The organism is Ruegeria sp. AI3 (assembly GCF_056541245.1).
In genome coordinates, this window is the sequence record NZ_JBQFYA010000001.1 from 215,633 (window position 1) to 234,978 (window position 19,346).

The window sequence follows — 19,346 nt, forward strand, 5'->3', positions numbered from 1 at the left end:
AACGTCACATGACCCGTCTTGCGGTAAACTGGCATCGGCTTGACTGGCTGACGGTATTTCTTCCTTGCCCACGGAAGCGCTCGTAGCCTATCAAGCACCTGCAGCAACTTTCGAAACCGTAGGCGATCTCTCCTACCCAGGGCGAAAGCGGCGTGGCGTTCAACCTCGCCGGCGCAATGCAGGAACGCCGGGCGGTGAAGGCATTTGGAGCAACCTACCTTAAAGTCGACGCGTAACTACTAATAATACATTACTTAACTGAATACACGGCGAGATTTTCCCCAAATGATCAATTGGAAAGATGGAGGGTGGACAGGAAGCCTAAACAGATTGGCGCGAAAAGAGGTTCGAAATCAAATCCGAAGCAACCCTACGGCTCGCCGTTCGCGTTACTCGGCGTCACTCAAATTCCTGCTTGGCTTTTTTTCCATCGGAACATTCGGGCGATACATCAAGTATTACATCGCAGTCTATTTGGGGTTTGTCATTTCCGAAGTCGCAATTTCGCTGTATTTTCCACATTGGCTACCTGGGATTTCGAAGGCTATCTGGTCCCGCGAGCTGTCTCAGCAGCTTTCTGGCCTTTCCAGCCATTTTATCACCGCTCAGGTCGGCGTCCTTGGTGTTATCTCGTTGGCTTTGGCACTTGTGACAATCCTTGCCCAGCGTGAAAGGTCTTCAACCGATGTCAGACTATATTACTTCGAGTCCTGCGCATTCGGAGTGATTGCCAGTTCGGTTGCATTGTTGGCGGTAATGTGTGCTCAACTCGTCTGGCCGGGTCAACTCGTACTCGACTACTTCAACGTCGGTATAGAGTTGCAGGTGTTTGAGTTAAGCATTGCGGGCATCCATTTAGTTTGGCTTTTGGTCAATCTGACGGGCTTGGCGCATTTCATTGCGACCACTCTGGAGTTTGTCCAGCACTCGTCCCGTGAGCGCATGAGGGAACGGTATACGGCCCATGTTGTTTTGCCCAAGGTCTTTCTCAACCGCATTAGAGAGCACTTGTATGCATCCGCATCCAACGGAGTGTTTGGAGATGCAAGTAACAAGAGCGGACAACCAAGCGTAATGTTCGGCTTCGACATCGGAGCACCTAATCTCGTTGAGATTGAGACAGATTTTTCGTCTCAAGTAGTTTTGTCTGACCTACGAGTAGCGTTGCTTCATTGGGCTCTGCGAAATTGGGAAAAGCGGTGCCAGAAGGCCTCAAGCAAAAACTCCAATCATCAAACCGACTTCTTCGATCAGGGGCCGGTTATCTGGTTTACTCCGCGTTTAGAAGTCCCGCTACAGGGCCGTGTGGAGTGGTGTTGCAGGCGCGGCGGAATTCCATTGAATCGCTTCGAGAAGTTCTTGATCCAAAGAGCCTTTAGATTTCGGAGGAAGAGTGAAGATGAGTGATCTTCCAACACCAGAGCAGATTCTTGAGGAGCTCGCGGACAAAACACTGGAGCAGATAGCCAGGATGGCGCCTGTGGCATTTGATGACGCCATTGCTGAAATGACGCGCTACCATCGCTTCTTACTGGAGTTGAGTTCAACTCCCTCCACTGATGGAAAGCCGTTCAGCTTCGCGGAAATCCAAGGTGACTCTTGGATGCCCCCCCACCGAGAATGGACAGGACAATACCGGCGATTGTTTGAACGAGCTGCTGAACGGATCCCTGAAGATGGTCACTTCATAAAATCACTCGCATATACCCCGCTTCGCCTAATGAAGCCCTCCAGCGGACAAGTCTTGTCGCCTGATGTCGTCAAAAAGATTGTCGATCTGGAACCCATGATGATGCACATGATTGAGGCATGGTTAACCAAGAGAACCTTGATTGAGGCCTCCGAAGGCCAATCTGCTGAACCGCGGCTGGCCCTGTCTGGCTCGGATGCCAAGGCTTATTTGGGTATCCTTCCAGAACTGATCGGTTCTTGGGAGAGCCTTCTTCAGAAAGCAGCTTCAATTTACGGTTGGTCCAAAAACTCGTCTCGTACTGATGATGAGTGTTGGTCGACCTATCGTGAAAGCTGGGTATTCCTTTGGCAGCACCTTACTAACACAGCATATTGCCTCGCCGTTGCCGTATGGAATGAAGACGAAGCAGGAGCTGACCATTTTCATGAAGCCTTGGTGCGCTGGCCAGAGAACTTGAGAATAGATTTCGACGATCTCCACCAGTTTCGTCATCGGCGTTTGGTATATCCAGATCTCTTGAAAAAGAACTGGCATGAAGCGTTAGCACAAGTCGAACCGCTTTGTTTCAGATTCGATCAATCGCCTTCACCCAACCAAGTATTCTCTGGCATCATTAGCGGCGCGCATGATGACGTCCTCCTTCTTGTCTCTGCTCTTTTGCTCCATTGGTCAATCGAGGGAAAACAGGTTTCGGACATCGGGGGTCGAAACGCACGGGCGGTATTGCGTCGAGAAAGAGGCGACGAGATGGGAAGCAGATCGCGCTCGAGAGTGTTCAACTTTTCCTCCACCTTCTTGGATGTTCTTCGTCTTGAAATGGCTGGTGAGCGCTATTCGGAAGGATCATACGCCAGTGACCTCGACCAGCTGGTGAACTCTTTGGATAACATGACCGAACGGCGCGTTGTTCCAGGAAGGGTCTACAGCCCAAGCACTTTGCACAACAGGGACGGATTGGGTTTGTCTATTGCAGCGATTATTTTGGCTGCCCATCAGGAAGGCGGCGATGCTTCGCTTTCAAGGGGTGTTGAGACATTGGCGGAAGAAGAAGAATTCTTGCCTGAGGGTGACCAATCCTTACGAAAATGTCTGCAAGAGATCAGCCGTCTGAAATCTGTACTTGAGGAAAAACCAGATCAAATTTTTAGGGGTTTACGGTTGCTTACTTCAGAATCCGTACCTGACCTTTCAATTGAGAGCATCATAGAAACTCTCAAAACGGTAGAAACCGCTATAAATTCAGTGCGACAGAAGCGTCTAAAAGATCGCGACGTTGACGCAACTCAGCTTGAACGCATCCGTTCAGCCGTTGAAGATGCACTCCTAAAGGGGCCTTCAAACCTTCCCTTTTTTCAAGACATACAAATCTATCGCGTTTCAAACCTCAGCGAAGCGTCGCCAATTGACCGGGAATTTGGCGAAATTAAGAAGGCTTATCTGACCGATCCGCCAATGGACGACCGGGTCTCAAACTTCGAAGAATTTTTCGCTTCAAGTATTCAAAGAGAAACCGGCATTCGGATCTGGAGAGCATTCGATCAGCGCGACCGTACACTTAGAACTATTGAGTATGGTATCGGTCAGGAGGAGTTTTGGCGGGGTTTGGAGCCACTGGCACATCAAACGGGCAGTTGCCCTGTTCTTTTGGTTTCAAGAGCATCCGAAGGGCGGATTATAAGAGATCTTCGTTATGAACGTGCTGATAAGCAAGGAAATTTTAGGATCGAACACCAAGCCGAAAAAGCAAAATATGGATCCTATATCGCGACGGTGAATGGGATAGATTTGTATGGTTCGGATTTTGAAAATAGGTTCGCTTGGCTGTTTTCCGGAAACACGCTCTCCAACATTCAATACTCTGAGTCAGACGATGAGAGCCATTGTGTAGAAGTGAATTACGCAACCGAAGACGGTATTGTCGGCCAGCTACACCTGCGGTTCTCTGAACACTTGACCTGGTCGAGTACACCTATTTTTGAGATTAAAATCGAGGAATCTTAGAAGTTGTTCGACTCCACTGTGACGGCCCTGGCGGTTGCCGCGAGACCGCACCTCCTATTCGAATGGTTTTGGTTGGTTTCCCTACGCCAAACAGAGCTTTCAACAATTTGTACGACTATGTCTTTCAGCAGATCACTCAACGTGACAGCCCCGGCGAACTCTCCCTATAAGCGAGGGACCAGCGGGGGGGCAGGTCAAGCGCTATGTTCTTTTCAGAGCAGACGTAGTGGCAATAGCCTTTAGCGCCGCTTTTCGATCCGGCAATCATCCTGAGGCGAGATAGACTGACTTCCAGAAAGTAGACAGGGGCCTAAAAGGCCCCTGCCATATCCATGTTACTTCCGTTTTCCTCCTCCTGCGGGACCGTTCGAACGTCCGCCGCCAGAAGGTTTGCCAGTGGAGCTCGGCCAGCCTCCGCCATTTCCTTGACCTTTACCCATCGTATTTTCTCCTTGAAAAAATTTGATTGAACCGTGCTTTCACACTCATTGCCGCTCGGCTATTTCTACATGACCATTTTTGAATTTTGGTCTGGCAAGGCCGCACTCGCTGGGCGCGAGGAAGCATCACCGGCAGAAATTACCGCGCGAATTTAAGCAAGTTCGTAGACAAGCCTGAACCCGACTCGCATACCTTTGTATGCCCCAGTGGAACGCGGAGACATTCTATCCCTCTCAGCAGAAACCCTTCTTTCCCAGTGAGGAGACTTGTCGCCTTCCTCCGCTTCAGAGTTATGTGTCTCAGAGAGATGAAGAGGAGCCAAATTCATCGCTCCGAAGTGTAGACTATTGATCGCAGCCCCTTCGAGCATGAGCCATTCCCCGAAGTCGATGGCTCTCAAAAAACAGACATCATCTTTTGTCTTCTCCCATGGAAGATCAGCCTCATCGCACTGATATCTGGTCCCCCAAAACTGGTGTTGCTCATCCCGTTCACATTTCTCGACTATCCGGCCTTCATTGAGAAACTCGTAGTCGACTTGGATCAAACGGAGGCTGGACCGAAATTCGTGAGTGATCGCGAGCCATTCCTCCTCGGTAGGAAGTCGGACAGGCAGTTTTCTCGACCTACTGATATGCGCGGCAAATGCTGTCGCGTCATACCAAGTAGCAGAGGCCGGAGCGACTTGGATGTCATCATCCTGATTGCACAGCCTCCAATCGTCTTGCTGAGGCGCGCAAGGTCGATAGCGAGTGTAGAATTCGTTCTCTTGCATCATGAAATCCCGGAATTGCGCAACCGAGATTGGATCCGAAACGGCCAGCCGCTTGGTGCCGATGGTGACTTCCATGAAACCTTCGACCAACGATGCCTTTTCGGACGGCGCAGTGTAGCGTCCTGAGGCAAGAAAGTAGGATCGGAGGACTTGTTCTTCACCGGGGTAGTTGCATGGCTGGTTGCTTTGCGCATAAAAGTGACGCTCCGCATTGTGCCTATCCAACTCCGACCAGCCGTCATATTCATAGAAATACCAGCGTCGGAAGTGATAGAGGTCATCCGACTTCGGAACGTCGGCATTTTTCAGATAGGGTGTGTGAATGTTGTGGTTGAACTTCGTTTTCTTAAGCTGAGGAAATACGAAGTCATAGCCCCCGGTCCAGTCACGAACGAATATCAGGTTTTTGTTGAACCGCAAGATATCAACCCAGCCGCGGTCCAATTTGGGCAGGATACGTGTCAGCATCTCTGCCGCGCCCTGATACCTTTCTTCGTCGCGCGCAATCTCCTCAGCTTCCATATAATCCGGGAAGTAGACTTTCGCGACAAATGAAGTTTGAGCATCTCCTTGTTGCCCTTCGTATTGGAGCAACTGATCACCAAGCAGCGTGTTGAGAGTCCAGCACGCATCCAACGACAGGTACTTGTTTTCGTGTAGAACAATCCAGTTCATCGGGATGTCACGCCGCGCATTCGCTATCTCTGTTGCATCCGTTATTTTTCGCCCTGTGAACCGGTTTTTCACCTCAAAACCTGAAACATCTAAAGCTGCCTCAAGAAGGTCAAACCAGTCTACACCTGCGCCAGTAAAGATGCGCGCCGGAGAGTTATTCTCTGACTGGAAGCATCGCCCAGAGATCTCAGCCAAATCGATCTGAATCGGTTTGTCCTGAATTCTTGGATCGTATAGCCCGGCACCATTCAACTTATGACGCTCCATGAAAACACTGAGTTCTTGCGAATGAGTCTGCTTGAAGCTTGAAAACCCTCCCCGAAAACCGAGCGCTTTGCAGATATAATTCAGAACGGTCGTGTGTTTGATGCTTTCACGGTCTTTTGTAAGGCGGCGTGCTGAACCGCGCAAAAAATCGGGCTCTATTCCTGTGATCTCCGCGACGTGAAACTTATTGAACGGAAGGTATTTCGGCGCAAATTTTGATGTTGTCTGAAGCATATTCGCCTCTCCACTGTTCGGTGGAAGTAGCAGAACATGTTGGTGCAGCGACTGCTGTAGGTCTCTTTGTCAACCGCACCGAACTTCGCAGCTGCCCCAGGCCGACCATAGCCTTAAGGTTGTAAGTATGGCGCTCTCTCAACCATGTCAATCACCATCGATTGCTTTATCAATAATTTTCTTTGCAGAGTAAATACTGCTCCACGGCGTATTTCAGGGTTGAAATCGAACTTTTAACCCGCAGGGAGCTTTAGGTTGTTGAAGTGCACACTCGCGCCAGTCGCCCTCTGTCCATCCTATCACGGGACAAACCATCTGGATGTGAATCTTCAGCACCTTCCCTGCCAGCTTCAGGCAGAGAAAAGCAGAGCGAACGCTGCTACATCTCAGCCCGAAAATCTCGAAAATTTCGAGCCAGATCCATCATCGTCTTCAGATGATCCGTGCCCCCGATATATCGACGAGGGCCGCGAATAGGCACGTCTGGATCAGCAATTTCCACGATGTAGTTTCCACCGTCGCCCTCGAGATAGAGGAAAGCATCCGCGTAATCCCTCATCAGCTGGACCAGCATGCGGTACTCATCTTCCGTCCGGATCGGGATCTCAATAATGCCCTCCTCGGCCTCAAGCGTGGCGTCGAGGACGGAGAGCTTTTGGTCCCGCAGCAACGTCATCATGTCGGTATAATTCAGCTTTGACAGTCCTCGATCGACCCATCGCCCAGAGACCTGACACGTGCCAGGCGACACGTGCACCGACGCCCCAATGGGCATCCAGTTTTTACGTGCGCGCTCGTCGACGAACTCTACGTTCACCTTCGCGTCATATGCCCACGCGCTAAAGCTCGACTTCTCCATCATTATGATATCAAAAAGCCTTGAGTCGCCGTCTGTCAGGATCATGTGTCCGGCCGCCGCAGCCAAATACTCCTCGCCATGCCACCACATGCCCAGGAAATCCTGTAGCAGGTTGACGTCCTTTTCGTTCAACGTCGGGCCGAAGACGACCATCACCTTGCCGCCAAACCGCACCTCCAAACCATAAAGTCCTTTGCCCCGCACCACCCGGAGAGATACATCCGGCTCATCACGGTGAATAGTGATCTGTGAAACCGTCCCCGGCTTGATAATCACCTTGTCCGTGAAGAATAAAACACGAGAGCGCCGGCCCTGTGCCGCCGCGCGGAAGGCAATTTTCTCATAGAAGTGACTTGGCCCCAGCCATTGCTCCAAAAGCTGCGGCGCCGCGCCACACAAAGCAGCTATGAAGAGGCCGTATTTCAGTCGGACGTCTTCCATTAGCACGTCCCATGATGCCGTCGCATCTCCGACCGGTGCCACGTATGCCTTGATTATCTCAAAAGCCGCGAACAGCAGAAAGCCGATCGCAGCGAAGGTCATCCGCGCCAACCAACGTCGAACCTGAGTGCTTCCCTCCGCTGTCCGGCGCGGCACCTGCCAGGCATACTGAAACGTCTCTGAATAGAGCTTCTGGTTGTCCGCTGGAATCTCCGCCGAGAAACTGGACGCGGGCGAGATCTCGAAGACCGCGTCACCCTCCTTGAAGTAGAACGTATCCTGGCGCGGCCACAAATCATCCCGCGATGCCAATATGCTGTCGAGTATCGTCGTCAAGCGCGTGCCTCAGGTCTTCTTTTGGTTGAGTTGTGCAGGACCAGCTGGTCCGGAACAACCAAAATATTGGCAAAAACCGTCTCACCAGAAGTTGAAATCCTCCTGTTCGCGCCATCTTAGCCATACCGACCTGAACGTATGGTTCGCGAACATCCGCCCGTTTTTTCGCAAGCTTCCGCAACATTTCAGAAAAGCCCAATCCCGGCCTAATTCCCTATCACAGCTGGGTCTCAGGTGATTGGTGAAAAACCGTAGTTCACGCCAGATGTGTGGAAGCGGTTCAAGCAATGTGAGTGAGGATAGTCCAACCGAATATCGGAACCTCTCATTTATTTGCCGTTGTACGATCACCTGGCTGTGTACCTGCTACCTAATTCGGCCGACAGGGGCTACCGCATAGAGCCGCGTGTCGCGGTGGTCCTCACCCAGTTCGTCGAGCTGGCGCTTGGGAGCATGCCCAGGAGGTTCCGGTGCTTATGACACGTGCAACGCCGGATGGGCAGATCCCGGGCACGCCAAAAGTCCCAGTCGACCTTCGCCTTTCGCCATGCCCGGCTGACCACGCCCTTGCCAATTGCCCCTTCGAACAGGCCGAACAGCACTCGCTTGACGCGTCGGGTGTTGGTCCCTGCCAGATAGATCGCCGTTCCGCAATTGTCGCTTTTAGAGGTATTAAGGTCAAACTCATCCAGCCTCCTCAACGCCAGAATCCAACTCGCTTGCATGGCTTTGGAACTATGCCGTCTTTCTATGCCAACCCGTGCTGCCAGTCCTGCTGATTTTGCCCGAGGTTGGCTCGCCTGCCCCTTATTTTATATGAGTCAAATTTGCCAAACCACCTTTAGAAACGGTCTCGAAAACCGTTGTGGGTGCAAGCCCACCCAGGGTTCGAATCCCTGTCTCTCCGCCATTATTTCGCGACCAGTACTGTACCTGAATACATTCTCGTAGCCCTACTCACGACCGAGTGCACTTGTCTTGAACAACAGATGGGTCTGCTTTCAGGTAGATCAAAATAGTTTTTCATTTTCTTTCCCCAAAAAAATCTACTGAGACCAGCATCCTCATTCACGATAGCTATTTCGGCCCATAGCCGACATCTGCCACCCGTCTCGATGCTGCGGTTGCAACCCGCTTTGCCGACATTCGCTGCGACAGCAAAATTTGGGCGAGCCTGAATTCACAGATCGCGGACAAATCCGCCACTCCGTTCGCCGAGGACATGGCGGCAATCAGCAAACCGGACATTCAATCCAAGACTTTGCTATTCCGGCTTTGCGGACAACGTAACCTTGGCAAATGTCTGCTCTTAAATGAGTTGTTGCTTTCTTAACCTTTGCCCTGTAGGTGAGTCGCAACGCCGCGTGTGGATGACCAGATCAGCGGCAAAGTATTCTCGCCCATGATTCCCAGATCGTTGTCTTGAATAGCTCCTTGAGAGCAACGAAACGACGGCGGCTATTTCATACGAGCTTCCCAGTAGATTAGAGAGACCAAGTGCCGATAGCGGTGAACCGCGTTTATGGCACGAGACCAAACGCTTTTGACGACATTTGACACCCTCGGCCTTGCCGAGCCCATCCTGAAGGCCATCAAGGCTCAAGGATATTCGACCCCTACGCCCATTCAGGCCAAGGTCATTCCGCTGCTGCAATCTGAGCGCGACATGATCGGCATTGCCCAGACCGGCACAGGAAAAACCGCCTCATTTGTATTGCCACTGTTGCATCGGATTGAGCGTGAGAGATCAAAACCCGCTCCGAAACAGTGCACGACATTGATCCTGACGCCGACGCGCGAGCTTGCGGCGCAGATCGTGGACAACATCCGCGCTTACAGCAAGTTCAGCCAGATCACGGCGACACTTGTCGTCGGTGGCGTACGCCCCGGCAGGCAGATCAAGGCTCTCAGCGGCGGTGTGGACATTGTGGTGGCAACACCCGGACGCCTGCTCGACCACCTTGGCACAGGCGTTATCAACCTGTCCGCAACCAAAGCCATTGTGGTGGATGAGGCTGATCAGATGCTGGATCTGGGCTTTCTGCCCAGCATTCGCAAGATCATGGCAAAACTGCCCGAGGCTCGCCTGACGGCACTGCTTTCGGCAACAATGCCGGGGCAGATCAGAAAACTCGCTGATGACTTCCTGAACGATCCGGCAGAGGTTCAGGTGGCGGCTGTTTCAAAGCCGATTGAACGGATCGCGCAGAGCGTCCGGCATGTGGCCAAGCAGGACAAACGCCGTGTATTGGCAGACATTCTGTCGGACAAGGACGTGCATCGCGCCGTTGTTTTCACGCGCACCAAACGCGGGGCTGACAACGTCTGCAAGTATTTGTTTGCCGCCGGGATCAACTCCGCATCCATTCACGGGAACAAAAGCCAGCCTCAGCGCGAACGCGCCATGGCGGGGTTCCGGACAGGGGCGACCACCGTCCTTGTGGCAACCGATATTGCGGCACGGGGCATCGACTTCGACGATGTGTCTCATGTGGTGAATTATGAGCTTCCGAATGTGCCGGAATCCTACGTGCATCGCATCGGCAGGACCGCTCGCGCGGGCAGAACCGGCACCGCAATTTCACTGTGTGATCGCGAAGAGATGCCCCTCCTGCGGGATATCGAAAAGCTGATCGGCAACAGGCTGCCAAATGGCGATGAAACGCAAGCCGAGCCTGCGAAACGCAGTCGGGTTGCACAACCGCAAAAGCCCTGTGCTGCCAAAATTGCACCGTCGCCAAAACCGCGAACGGTTGGTCACGCAACGCGTCAGCGGAACGGGCACCAAAAACACAAGATCGACCCCGCCCAAGCGCAGGACGGTCTTATGCGAATGCTCTCCAATATTGGTGAGTTCACCCAACCTGCTGCCTAACGCAGCAAACAGCCCCGGCCAATCCCGGCGGGCGCACATGTCATTGAAAGGATAATCTCATGACGACCGGAACAGTAAAATGGTTCAACGAAACTAAAGGCTACGGCTTCATCGAATTGGATAACGGTAGCGGCGACGCATTCGTGCACATCAGCGCGGTTCAGCGCTCCGGCCTCGACAGCCTGAAAGAAGGCGCAAAGGTCGGCTTCGATCTGAAAGAAGACCGGATGCGCGGCAAGACGTCCGCCGAAAACCTGCAATTGCAGTAAATTGCTTTTAAGCAACTCCACTCAGCGGCCATATTGGCCGCTGAGTGGTAGATCCTGAAATCGCAAACACTGTCTTTCGCTGCTTTTCGAAGCAATGGCGCGATTGGATCTGTGTTTCCTACCCCCCTTTAGTGAACTTCATTGCAGTGGATATCTCCACCCACCCCGCAGCGAAGACAATGATGAAAGGGGTAGGTCGATGCCCAGCGAACGCGCCACTTGTGCCCAAATATCCTGCAAAAAATCCGCTTCATACCGTCACCCTTTTTGATCATCTTCAAATTCCTGCAATACTTTTTTACCCAACGCGGTGATGCGGTATGTTGTACCTTGTCTGGATTTTGGTGAATCTCGCGTAGCCAGTCCTTCCGAAACTAAGCGTTCGAGCTGAAATGTAACTCGGTCTTCGACATCGCCACTGACCAGCGACAACGTGTGTCCGCCTGATATAACCAGGGTTTTCAGAGCGGTAATGTCACTACGCGATCTCATGGCAACGCCTCTCCTTGACTGCGCTTTCGGGGTGGCTATCCGCCGATACGAACCCCTGCGACTTCACAACAACTACACTATACGGAGATGCGTAGAACGGTGCAGAGAATTTGTTAGGCCGGCTTGCATCTGCGGAATTCACACGAACTCCAACATCCATTCCGAGCAAACAAAGTTCAATGGCCGAAATGCACCGATTGCTCCGGTTAGAACACTGCGCGGCATTGGTCAAAAAGGGCTCCCTGCCGACATCAGAGGCAACGCAGTATCAGCTGTCGCATGGCGAGAGGATACATCACGGACGGCCCAAAGGAGACATCCAGTGCACCCCTCGGATGCTGCGGCTGCTGACCGCGTTCCTGCCGTTCGCTGCGCAAGCGAAATATGGGCTTTGGTGAACTCACGGTAAGCTGACTTTGCCGTCTTTCGATCTGGAGCCTTCGCTAAAGCAGCACTTGCTCGCGGTCGCGGCGTACTTATTGTTGCGTCGCGGCAAGTGTCACCAATCAGGTCATTCGCAGCCGTTGTATTTGCGTTAACGGGAACCGTACCTTCGCCGCGGCTCGGTCGGACGAGCAAGACGCGGGATATGGCAAGTATTGAAACATTGGTTTTTGCTTCGTGTTTGAACTGATTAGAAACGAGACGCCAATTTTGTGTCTTCTTGCTGTTAAGCTTTTTTGACGAGCATAATCTTGTTTTTCCGATACGGGACTTTACGCTACTGCCGAACCCGATAGCCGGAAGCAATGTTCCGGTTAATGAGAAAGGCGACGGCCTGGTGCATATCCTTTTCATCGTTATTGCCGACCGCTGTTTCGTGGGCAGCAGCTGCGTCACGCAGAACTCCCACAATTTCATGTTCGGGCAGGAGCTCACGATCTTTGATTGCAAGCAAAAGCGCTTCACAAATTGAGAGTGCGGCCATTCCAGAGTGGTCTTGCCGGTCAGCCATGGTAGACGTCCTTTTTTAACAGGCGTCCAAGCAAGGAAGCGCCACAATGAATTGCATCATACTGGCATAGATTGCTGTATACTTAACTGATCGAAAGCAGTCTTGTCGTCGGATAGTTTCGCGAGCTGCTCATCGATGAAGGAAGAACACTTGCGCACTATCAAAAACAGTCCACTCACCCGAAAGCTTTCAAACTTCGTCGCTCTGACTGAGGTTGAACTTGCGGCATTGGCACGCCTGCACAAGCGTCGCAGAACCTTTGAAGCCGGACGTGACCTTGTGCATCAAGGGCAATCAGAGCAGGCTGCCTACATTCTGGCCTCGGGCTGGGTTTGTTCCTACAAAACCCAGACTGACGGGTCGCGTCAGATCGTCGATTTCCAAATACCGGGTGACTTTCTGGGCTTGCGAAGCGTTCTGCTGCACACCTCGGATCACAGCATAGAACCAATCATGGAAATCCAAGCCATTGAAGTAGTGGTGGATGATCTCCTGGAAGCATTTGCGCAAACGCCCCGGCTGGCGACAGCAATTCTTTGGGCGGTCTCTCGAGATGAAGCGATGGTGGTTGAGCACCTGGTCAACATAGGACGGCGAGATGCGGGTGAGCGCATGGCGCATTTTCTATTGGAACTTGGTGTGAGGCTGACTCAGGTCGGGATGGCAAGCAAGACGGGATACGCCTGCCCACTGACACAATACCACCTTGCCGATACGCTGGGACTGAGTGCCGTACATGTTAATCGTGTCCTACGGCAACTGCGGGAAAAGGGGCTGGTTACTTTTCAATCCGGGCAAGTGGTATTTGATGATTATGACGGACTGGTGACGTTGGCCGGTTTTGACCCCACTTATCTGGATCAGGCCGGGCCACTGTTGAAGCAATAAGTTCACCCCTTCAGCGATGCCGGGATTTTGATGATAGTTGCCTGGTTAGAGACGCCATTCGCTTCGGCAGATTTGGGATTTCACTGAAAAAGAAGCGCAAGATAAATACAGTCCGATTGCGGTACTGGATTTCCTGCGCTTCTCAAATACTCGTTAAGAACACGCCAGCAAATATCCCGCCAACACACATCACGTTGCAGGAATCCAAACATCGTTGCACTGACGCAGGTTAGTCAATTTTTGGCAGTACCTGATCCTCGGGCACTAAATGCATTTGAGATTCCAATAAAATCTCAGGTCATTGGCCGCAGACTAACATCGATCAGCGCGCGTCTGCCATTTGCACATTATTCTAAATTACAACGCCAGTACTACCGCGGCGCTTACGAGCGTGTACCGCGGCAGACTGCGCGGGGAAGATCCAACAAACTATATGGAGGACCAAGGTGAGCACGAGATCGTCCAGTTCTTTGGTGACGTTTTCAAATCCGTTCTCTTTGTCCGGCTACCCGGATGAACTTCCTGCAGGCGAGTATGAAGTAGTTGTTGAAGAAGAACTACTCCAGGGCCTGAGTTTCGAAGCATATCGAAGAACCGGAACCTACCTGACCGTTCAGGGCAAGGGCAGCAAGCCAGGCCGCACAGAAATGCGCCCAATTGACCCAGAAGATTTTGAACTGGCGCTCAAGCACGACCAGACCTTGGCTACATCTAACAATGACAGCGATGCGGCGCTTTCCCCGCAGGAGGAATAGATTATGAACACGCCCGAATGGCTTAAACCCGGAATCTACGGTGCCCTGATCGGAGGGGTTTTCGTAGGCGTCGTTGGGTTTTCTTGGGGTGGATGGATGACCGGCGGTAGCGCGGACAAGATGGCCAACGCCATGTCCCGCGACAATGTAATCGCTGCGTTGGTTCCGGTCTGCGTCGACATGGCGAGAACTGACGCCCAACGCGCCGAAAAACTGACGACAATCAAAGAAGCTTCGTCTTTCAAGCAGAAGGATGCCGTCATGGCCGCTGGCTGGGCAACGGTACCAGGATCCCAAACTCCAAACAAAGATCTGGCGCAGGCCTGTATTGAGGGGCTGAACCTGGATGAATCGTAACTCAACAACTCAACTTTCGGACGACGCCGTTTGCACCAGGACAAATAGAAAAAATCAGCACTGGTTTTGCTCTCACTTCATGACTGCGTTGTTTGTTGCCGTTTTCAGCTGCTTGGTGGGCTCCTTTATCTCATCAAGTCCCGCATCGGCCGAAACAAATTCGATCCCGGATAACGCGCATCCCAAAAAGTATGGCGACGGTTGGGAATGCGATTTGTCCTATCGGTTGGAAGGCGAAGAATGCGTGGCCATTGTCGTGCCGGGAAATGCCTACCCCACAAACAGAACCTACGGCTCAGGGTGGGCATGTATGCACGGCTTTGTTGCAGTTGGCGGCACCACATGCACTGAAGTGATTGTGCCTGAGGGTGGATATCTCGATCCATCAGGTGAGAGGTGGCGGTGCCTGCGTGGATACACAAGAGTAGACGATAGCTGCCAGAAAATCGTGGTGCCGGATAATGCTTACCTGACGAACAGCACTTATGGATCTGCATGGCGTTGCAACCGTGGCTACGAAATAGACGGAGAAGCATGCGTGGCAGTAGCGGTGCCGGAAAACGCTTTTCTGAACGCATCAACCAGCGGGCGTCCCTGGACATGCGAGCGTGGGTACTTTGAGCGCGACGGACGGTGCGATGCCGTCTTTGTGCCTGAAAATGCTTTCTACGATGACGCGATCCATGGAGTTGGATGGAAATGCGAACGTGGCTACGAGGCGTCCGGTGATCGCTGCAATGCAATCGAGCTACCGGCAAATGCCCATATCGACCGATCCGGCAATGGGTGGCAATGCCACAAAAACTATCATCGATCAGAAGGGCTGTGTGTTCTGAACCAGTGAGAATTCAGACAGAAAGCCCACTTTCCCAAACTTCACAATTTTTGCCCGTCCTTACCAAGGATGCGCGTTTCACACTCTAAAAAGGAACAAATATGAAACCCGTACCCCTTGCGTCGGATGCCAAGCAGTTCGTTGCCAGCGATGCGCAAAAGCTGGCGCCTGAACAAGCAGTTTTTCCAGAGCTTCACCGCAAGACACTCGTGACAGATACACCGTCTGCAATTGTGTATTGCGAAGGAAACTTCGCAAAGATCGATGGCAAGACGGCTAATGGTCTCGTTCGACATTCACAGGCCTATCGCGTTCTTTCGGTGATCGACAGCACGTATGGCGGTTGTGACAGTGGCAAAGTGCTTGATAATATCGCAAATCAGGTTCCCATCTTCGATGATCTTGATGCCGCCGTCGCTAATGAAGCTACGATCCCCGACACTTTTATTTACGGAATGGCGCCGGCCAGCGGCAGAATGTCCCTTGAGGATCGCGAAGTTGTTGTGGATGCGATAACGCTCGGAATGAACATCGTCAGTGGGCTGCATGAATTTCTTAGCGATGACAAGGAGCTCGCCGGATTGGCCAAAATTCACGATGTCACGATACGCGACATTCGCAAGCCGCGGCCAAATCCCGACCTGCGCCTGTTAGATGGCAGTATTGGAGACGTCCAGGCGATCCGCATCGCGGTGTTCGGCACCGATTGTGCAATTGGAAAGCGTACAACCGCGACAATCCTGACAGGCGCACTTAACGCGCATGGGATCAAAACAGTTTTGGTCGGCACCGGCCAAACTGGCTTGATGCAGGGCGCCAAGTATGGTGTCGCGATGGATTCGGTGCCGCCGCAATTTTGTTGTGGCGAACTTGAGCGCGCTGTCGTTGCGGCATCCGAGGGTGAGCACCCGGATGTAATAGTGATCGAGGGCCAGGGCGCGCTAAGCCATCCGGCTTTTTGCACATCAGCCTTCATTCTGCGAGGCAGTCAGCCACATGCAGTTATTCTTCAACACGCGCCTAAACGAAAACGTCGATGTGATTTCCCCAACATGACTATGCCCGCCCCTTGCGATGAAATCACCCTGATCGAGGCATTTGCGAACACAGAGGTAATTGGCATGACGATCAACCATGAAGGAATGAATGATGTTGAGATTTCAAAGGCCATCACAGACTACAACTGCAAATTGTATCTCCCGGTCACTGACGCATTGAACCGACCTCCAAAAAACTTGGTGAATATGGTTCTATCTGCCTTTCCGCGCTTGCAACCCTTACGTGTTACGACGATTGAATGAGCAAGCTGCGTATCGACGTTGATCTGGACAAAATTCGGTACAACACACGGTTCCTGGTCGACCACCTTAGACCCCGCGGAATATCGGTGACAGGTGTGACAAAAGCCGTTTGCGGTCATCCTGAGATTGCGAATGCTATGCTTGAAGGTGGCGTGACAGGGCTGGCGGACGCGCGGATCAGCAATATCATGCGTATGCGCGATGCTGGAATCTCGTGCTCCATATCCTTGATCCGAACGCCCATGCTGAGCCAGGTCGCGCAAGTCCTTGATAACTGCGATGTCAGCTTCAACACTGAGATGGACATTATCGCCAGCCTGGCCATCGAGGCGCTGGGGAAGAACATTACTCACAATATTATCCTGATGGTGGAAATGGGGGATATGCGGGATGGCATCTTGCCTGAACACCTTGAAAGCACTGTGTCTCAAATTCTTAGAATGAAAGGGATTTCTCTGAAGGGGATTGGCGCAAATTTTGCCTGTCTGGGTCATGTGGCACCCTCTGCAGGAGCAATGGAATTGCTTTCGTCGCTTGCCGCCGACACCGAACTTGCAAGTGGACCCGCTCTGGAAACAGTGTCAGGCGGCGGCTCTGCCAGTTTGCCATGGGCGCTTGGCAAGGGGGCGACCGGAAAGATCAACAACCTGCGTCTGGGTGAGGCCATCCTGCTGGGTACCGATCCCGTTTCGGGATACGCGATCGACGGGCTTTACACAGATGTTTTTACGCTTTGGGCGGAAGTGATCGAAACGAAGACCAAATCAAATCCAAATCCCTTGCAAATGAATTATCCTATACCTTCAATGCAGTGTGTGACTTTAGACAGTCCTTCGAATACTCGGTCGATCCTTGCGATCGGACTCCAGGACACTGATGCGGCGGGTCTAATATTCCCTGCTGGCGTCACGTTCGTCGGAGCCACCAGTGATCATATCGTTGTAGAAAACACCAATTGGCTGCTTCGCCCTGGTGGCGAGGTGAAGCTGAGAATGAAGTATAGCGCGCTCTCGCGCGGCATGGCTGCACCCGATGTAGCAAAAGTCTTCCATGGTGATAGCGCTTTGGTTGACTGCAACGCAGCGAACACTGATCGCCCATACTCGAATCGAAAATAGCGCGCCAAGGTGCCGCCGCCTCGGTTCTGCTTCAGCCATTCGTCTTATTCTACGGCTTTACGTAGTAAATGAGGCACCCAATCCCTATATTGGACGTAGCCGCATTCACTTTTCACACCCTATCTGGGCTCGTAGGTGTTGCGGACAATCAAAGGATCAAAATGATGTCTTTCAAAGACCTGACGACCAGAGCGGCTGCCGCACTGAAGGAAAACGATGCGGACGCGCCGAAAAAAGAAGTTACGTCTGAAGCGCCTGACGTCGTCCCGGAAAAACCAAAGCCTAAACCTCAAAACTGATAATACCCTGCCGGGAGTGGGTGGCTTGTTCTTGTCTGCATCTCCGAGCGAGCGGTATCAGCAAAGGAGAATTACCCAAATGAACCAGATAATCAGCAAGACAATCGCAGTCTTTTCCAGGCCGTTTACTTTCCCTGGCTTCGACGAATTACTCCCGGCAGGCGAGTACGACATAGAAACTGAGCTTTCCGCACCACCAGATTATTCGGACCCAGAAGCCTGGAAGGCCTCGGTGTTAATCTGTCTGCATCCACGGAAATCTTACCCCGGTCTGGCGCGTACCTTGACCGTTTCTCTTACTGATTTGGAGAGAGCCCGCGCAAAGGATAAATTGTCTTCAAAGCAGTTGTCGCAGTTCTTGCTCGACCAACTTTTGGCCGATCCCATGGTGCAATTGATTATGGAAGCGGATGGCGTTTCAGAGACTCAACTTCGGCACCTCTACTCGGAGTCGCTCATCTCTGAGGCAGACGACATATAATCAGATCAACGAGCCCTACCGCGAGGATGCGGAAACGGTTCTCGGTATACTTTCGCTGTCCAAGCTGCAGAGAACGAAGGAATGCCGGTTCGTCCTATTAAAACCCCTCGGATTACAGGCCGTCCCATTGGACAGACTGAAATAGGCAGCTCCTTCAATCTCAAGGCTTAGGGCTCGGAACTTTCTTTTCCAGTCGCTGTATAAACCAAAACAGAAATCGAGGCTAAGAACTGATGGAAGACTCCGACGACGAAGCAGATACGATCATGGCTCGCGCCCACAATGACGTGCCGCAAGAACGCCCGTGTCTTCGTTGCAGAACTCCATTCTGGAGCGAAGGGTTCGGAGAGCGGATTTGTCGACGCTGCAAGGGGTTGAACGCGTGGCGAAATGGCGTATCGGAAAGCCCTGGGTTTGCTCGGCGTCGCTGATGTACTGACATGTAGTGGTTCCGATGTGATCTGACAGTTGGCCGTTTTTCCTGTGGTGTATGCCAGATTTAGTTTGGTTCCGGATCTTTTCCTTCCTGATCTCTTTGCTCTCGATCATGGTCTGGAAGGGTATTCTTCTGCAACACATTTTGCCCTGATGAGTGTGCTCTTGGTTGTAGTGGTGCAGCCATTCTTCCAGATCGGCTTGCAGCGAAATCTGCGCCGCGAGCGCACGCAAAACAAATATGCTATGTCCGAGTTGGACTCGGAGTTGCCATGCCGTCGTGCGGCGAGATGCTCGGTTTCAGGCCATTCTGAACGTCCGCTCTCACTGTCCTGGCACCATCTCATCGCACTGGCGGCGAATGGCCGGATCCCGCCCTTCAGAACTTCAATGCGCGTTCGGTAACCGCTGACGAAATTCACTCACCTTCAATCGCTATGACGCTTTCCTATGACACCCCTACCCGCTTTCTGTGCCGAACCTGCTCATCTTGCTGTCACAAGACCCTTGTTTTATTGATATGAGGACTTTTGTCTTGATGTAGAAAACGGTCTCGAAAACCGT

17 protein-coding genes and 2 pseudogenes are annotated in these 19,346 nt (G+C 52.2%); 12 read left to right on the plus strand and 7 right to left on the minus strand.

Annotation, left to right across the window (positions count from 1 at the left end; translation table 11 throughout):
- Positions 1–330: 330 nt before the first annotated feature.
- Positions 331–1,407, plus strand: a complete 1,077-nt coding sequence (locus ACRZ95_RS01055) for a hypothetical protein (RefSeq protein ID WP_170676073.1) — start codon at positions 331–333, stop codon at positions 1,405–1,407.
- Positions 1,400–3,694: a kinetochore Spc7 family protein gene (locus ACRZ95_RS01060; RefSeq protein ID WP_170676074.1), complete on the plus strand. Its 2,295-nt coding sequence runs from the start codon at positions 1,400–1,402 to the stop codon at positions 3,692–3,694. The genes ACRZ95_RS01055 and ACRZ95_RS01060 overlap by 8 nt, the downstream gene beginning before the upstream one ends.
- A gap of 592 nt (positions 3,695–4,286) precedes the next feature.
- Here the strand turns inward: ACRZ95_RS01060 and ACRZ95_RS01065 are convergent.
- The 3 genes and pseudogenes from ACRZ95_RS01065 to ACRZ95_RS01075 all read right to left on the minus strand — a co-directional run.
- Positions 4,287–6,086, minus strand: coding sequence for an SUMF1/EgtB/PvdO family nonheme iron enzyme (locus ACRZ95_RS01065; RefSeq protein WP_170676075.1), 1,800 nt, complete (start codon positions 6,084–6,086; stop codon positions 4,287–4,289).
- Between the two features lie 379 nt (positions 6,087–6,465).
- Positions 6,466–7,722, minus strand: coding sequence for a hypothetical protein (locus tag ACRZ95_RS01070; RefSeq protein WP_170676076.1), 1,257 nt, complete (start codon positions 7,720–7,722; stop codon positions 6,466–6,468).
- 408 nt (positions 7,723–8,130) lie between these two features.
- Positions 8,131–8,414, minus strand: a pseudogene (locus ACRZ95_RS01075) (hypothetical protein); the annotation flags it as partial.
- An 830-nt stretch (positions 8,415–9,244) separates the two neighbouring features.
- Between ACRZ95_RS01075 and ACRZ95_RS01080 the strand changes: the two are divergent.
- Together ACRZ95_RS01080 and ACRZ95_RS01085 are read left to right on the plus strand one after the other, a co-directional pair.
- Positions 9,245–10,597 (plus strand): DEAD/DEAH box helicase, encoded by a 1,353-nt coding sequence (locus ACRZ95_RS01080; protein ID WP_480554391.1) that lies wholly within the window; start codon positions 9,245–9,247, stop codon positions 10,595–10,597.
- A 59-nt stretch (positions 10,598–10,656) separates the two neighbouring features.
- Positions 10,657–10,866 carry a cold-shock protein gene (locus tag ACRZ95_RS01085; protein ID WP_170329064.1) on the plus strand — a complete coding sequence of 70 codons (210 nt, stop codon included), beginning with the start codon at positions 10,657–10,659 and terminating at the stop codon, positions 10,864–10,866.
- Between the two features lie 128 nt (positions 10,867–10,994).
- On the opposite strand, the gene ACRZ95_RS01090 is transcribed toward ACRZ95_RS01085, so the two are convergent.
- The 3 genes from ACRZ95_RS01090 to ACRZ95_RS01100 form a co-directional block, all read right to left on the minus strand.
- Complete coding sequence (locus tag ACRZ95_RS01090) at positions 10,995–11,141, minus strand: DUF1660 family phage protein (protein ID WP_170329066.1); 147 nt, start codon at positions 11,139–11,141, stop codon at positions 10,995–10,997.
- Positions 11,125–11,358 carry a helix-turn-helix domain-containing protein gene (locus tag ACRZ95_RS01095; RefSeq protein ID WP_170641634.1) on the minus strand — a complete coding sequence of 78 codons (234 nt, stop codon included), beginning with the start codon at positions 11,356–11,358 and terminating at the stop codon, positions 11,125–11,127. The genes ACRZ95_RS01090 and ACRZ95_RS01095 overlap by 17 nt, the downstream gene beginning before the upstream one ends.
- A 721-nt stretch (positions 11,359–12,079) precedes the next feature.
- Positions 12,080–12,313, minus strand: coding sequence for a hypothetical protein (locus ACRZ95_RS01100; protein ID WP_170676077.1), 234 nt, complete (start codon positions 12,311–12,313; stop codon positions 12,080–12,082).
- Between the two features lie 135 nt (positions 12,314–12,448).
- Here ACRZ95_RS01100 and ACRZ95_RS01105 point away from each other — a divergent pair, with 135 nt between their 5' ends.
- The 8 genes from ACRZ95_RS01105 (at position 12,449) to ACRZ95_RS01140 (ending at position 18,347) form a co-directional block, all read left to right on the plus strand.
- On the plus strand, positions 12,449–13,201 hold the full coding sequence (locus ACRZ95_RS01105; RefSeq protein ID WP_170336651.1) for a Crp/Fnr family transcriptional regulator: 753 nt from the start codon (positions 12,449–12,451) through the stop codon (positions 13,199–13,201).
- A 446-nt stretch (positions 13,202–13,647) separates the two neighbouring features.
- Positions 13,648–13,956, plus strand: a complete 309-nt coding sequence (locus tag ACRZ95_RS01110; RefSeq protein WP_170336653.1) for a hypothetical protein — start codon at positions 13,648–13,650, stop codon at positions 13,954–13,956.
- A 3-nt stretch (positions 13,957–13,959) separates the two neighbouring features.
- Entirely contained in the window at positions 13,960–14,313 is a 354-nt protein-coding gene (locus ACRZ95_RS01115) for a hypothetical protein (protein WP_170336655.1), read from the plus strand.
- On the plus strand, positions 14,303–15,157 hold the full coding sequence (locus ACRZ95_RS01120) for a hypothetical protein (RefSeq protein WP_170545366.1): 855 nt from the start codon (positions 14,303–14,305) through the stop codon (positions 15,155–15,157). The genes ACRZ95_RS01115 and ACRZ95_RS01120 overlap by 11 nt, the downstream gene beginning before the upstream one ends.
- A 92-nt stretch (positions 15,158–15,249) precedes the next feature.
- A complete protein-coding gene (locus ACRZ95_RS01125; protein ID WP_170641635.1) occupies positions 15,250–16,449 on the plus strand; it encodes a DUF1611 domain-containing protein in 1,200 nt (399 codons plus the stop codon).
- Entirely contained in the window at positions 16,446–17,567 is a 1,122-nt protein-coding gene (locus ACRZ95_RS01130; protein WP_170641636.1) for an alanine/ornithine racemase family PLP-dependent enzyme, read from the plus strand. Before ACRZ95_RS01125 ends, ACRZ95_RS01130 begins: the two co-directional genes overlap by 4 nt.
- Before the next feature lie 164 nt (positions 17,568–17,731).
- Positions 17,732–17,866 (plus strand): hypothetical protein, encoded by a 135-nt coding sequence (locus ACRZ95_RS01135; RefSeq protein ID WP_256367863.1) that lies wholly within the window; start codon positions 17,732–17,734, stop codon positions 17,864–17,866.
- Between the two features lie 79 nt (positions 17,867–17,945).
- The gene (locus ACRZ95_RS01140) at positions 17,946–18,347 is read left to right on the plus strand and encodes a hypothetical protein (protein WP_170466897.1); all 402 of its coding nucleotides are present in this window, start codon (positions 17,946–17,948) and stop codon (positions 18,345–18,347) included.
- Between the two features lie 507 nt (positions 18,348–18,854).
- On the opposite strand, the pseudogene ACRZ95_RS01145 reads toward ACRZ95_RS01140, so the two are convergent.
- A pseudogene (locus ACRZ95_RS01145) lies at positions 18,855–18,992 on the minus strand (IS481 family transposase); the annotation flags it as partial.
- Between the last annotated feature and the right edge of the window lie 354 nt (positions 18,993–19,346).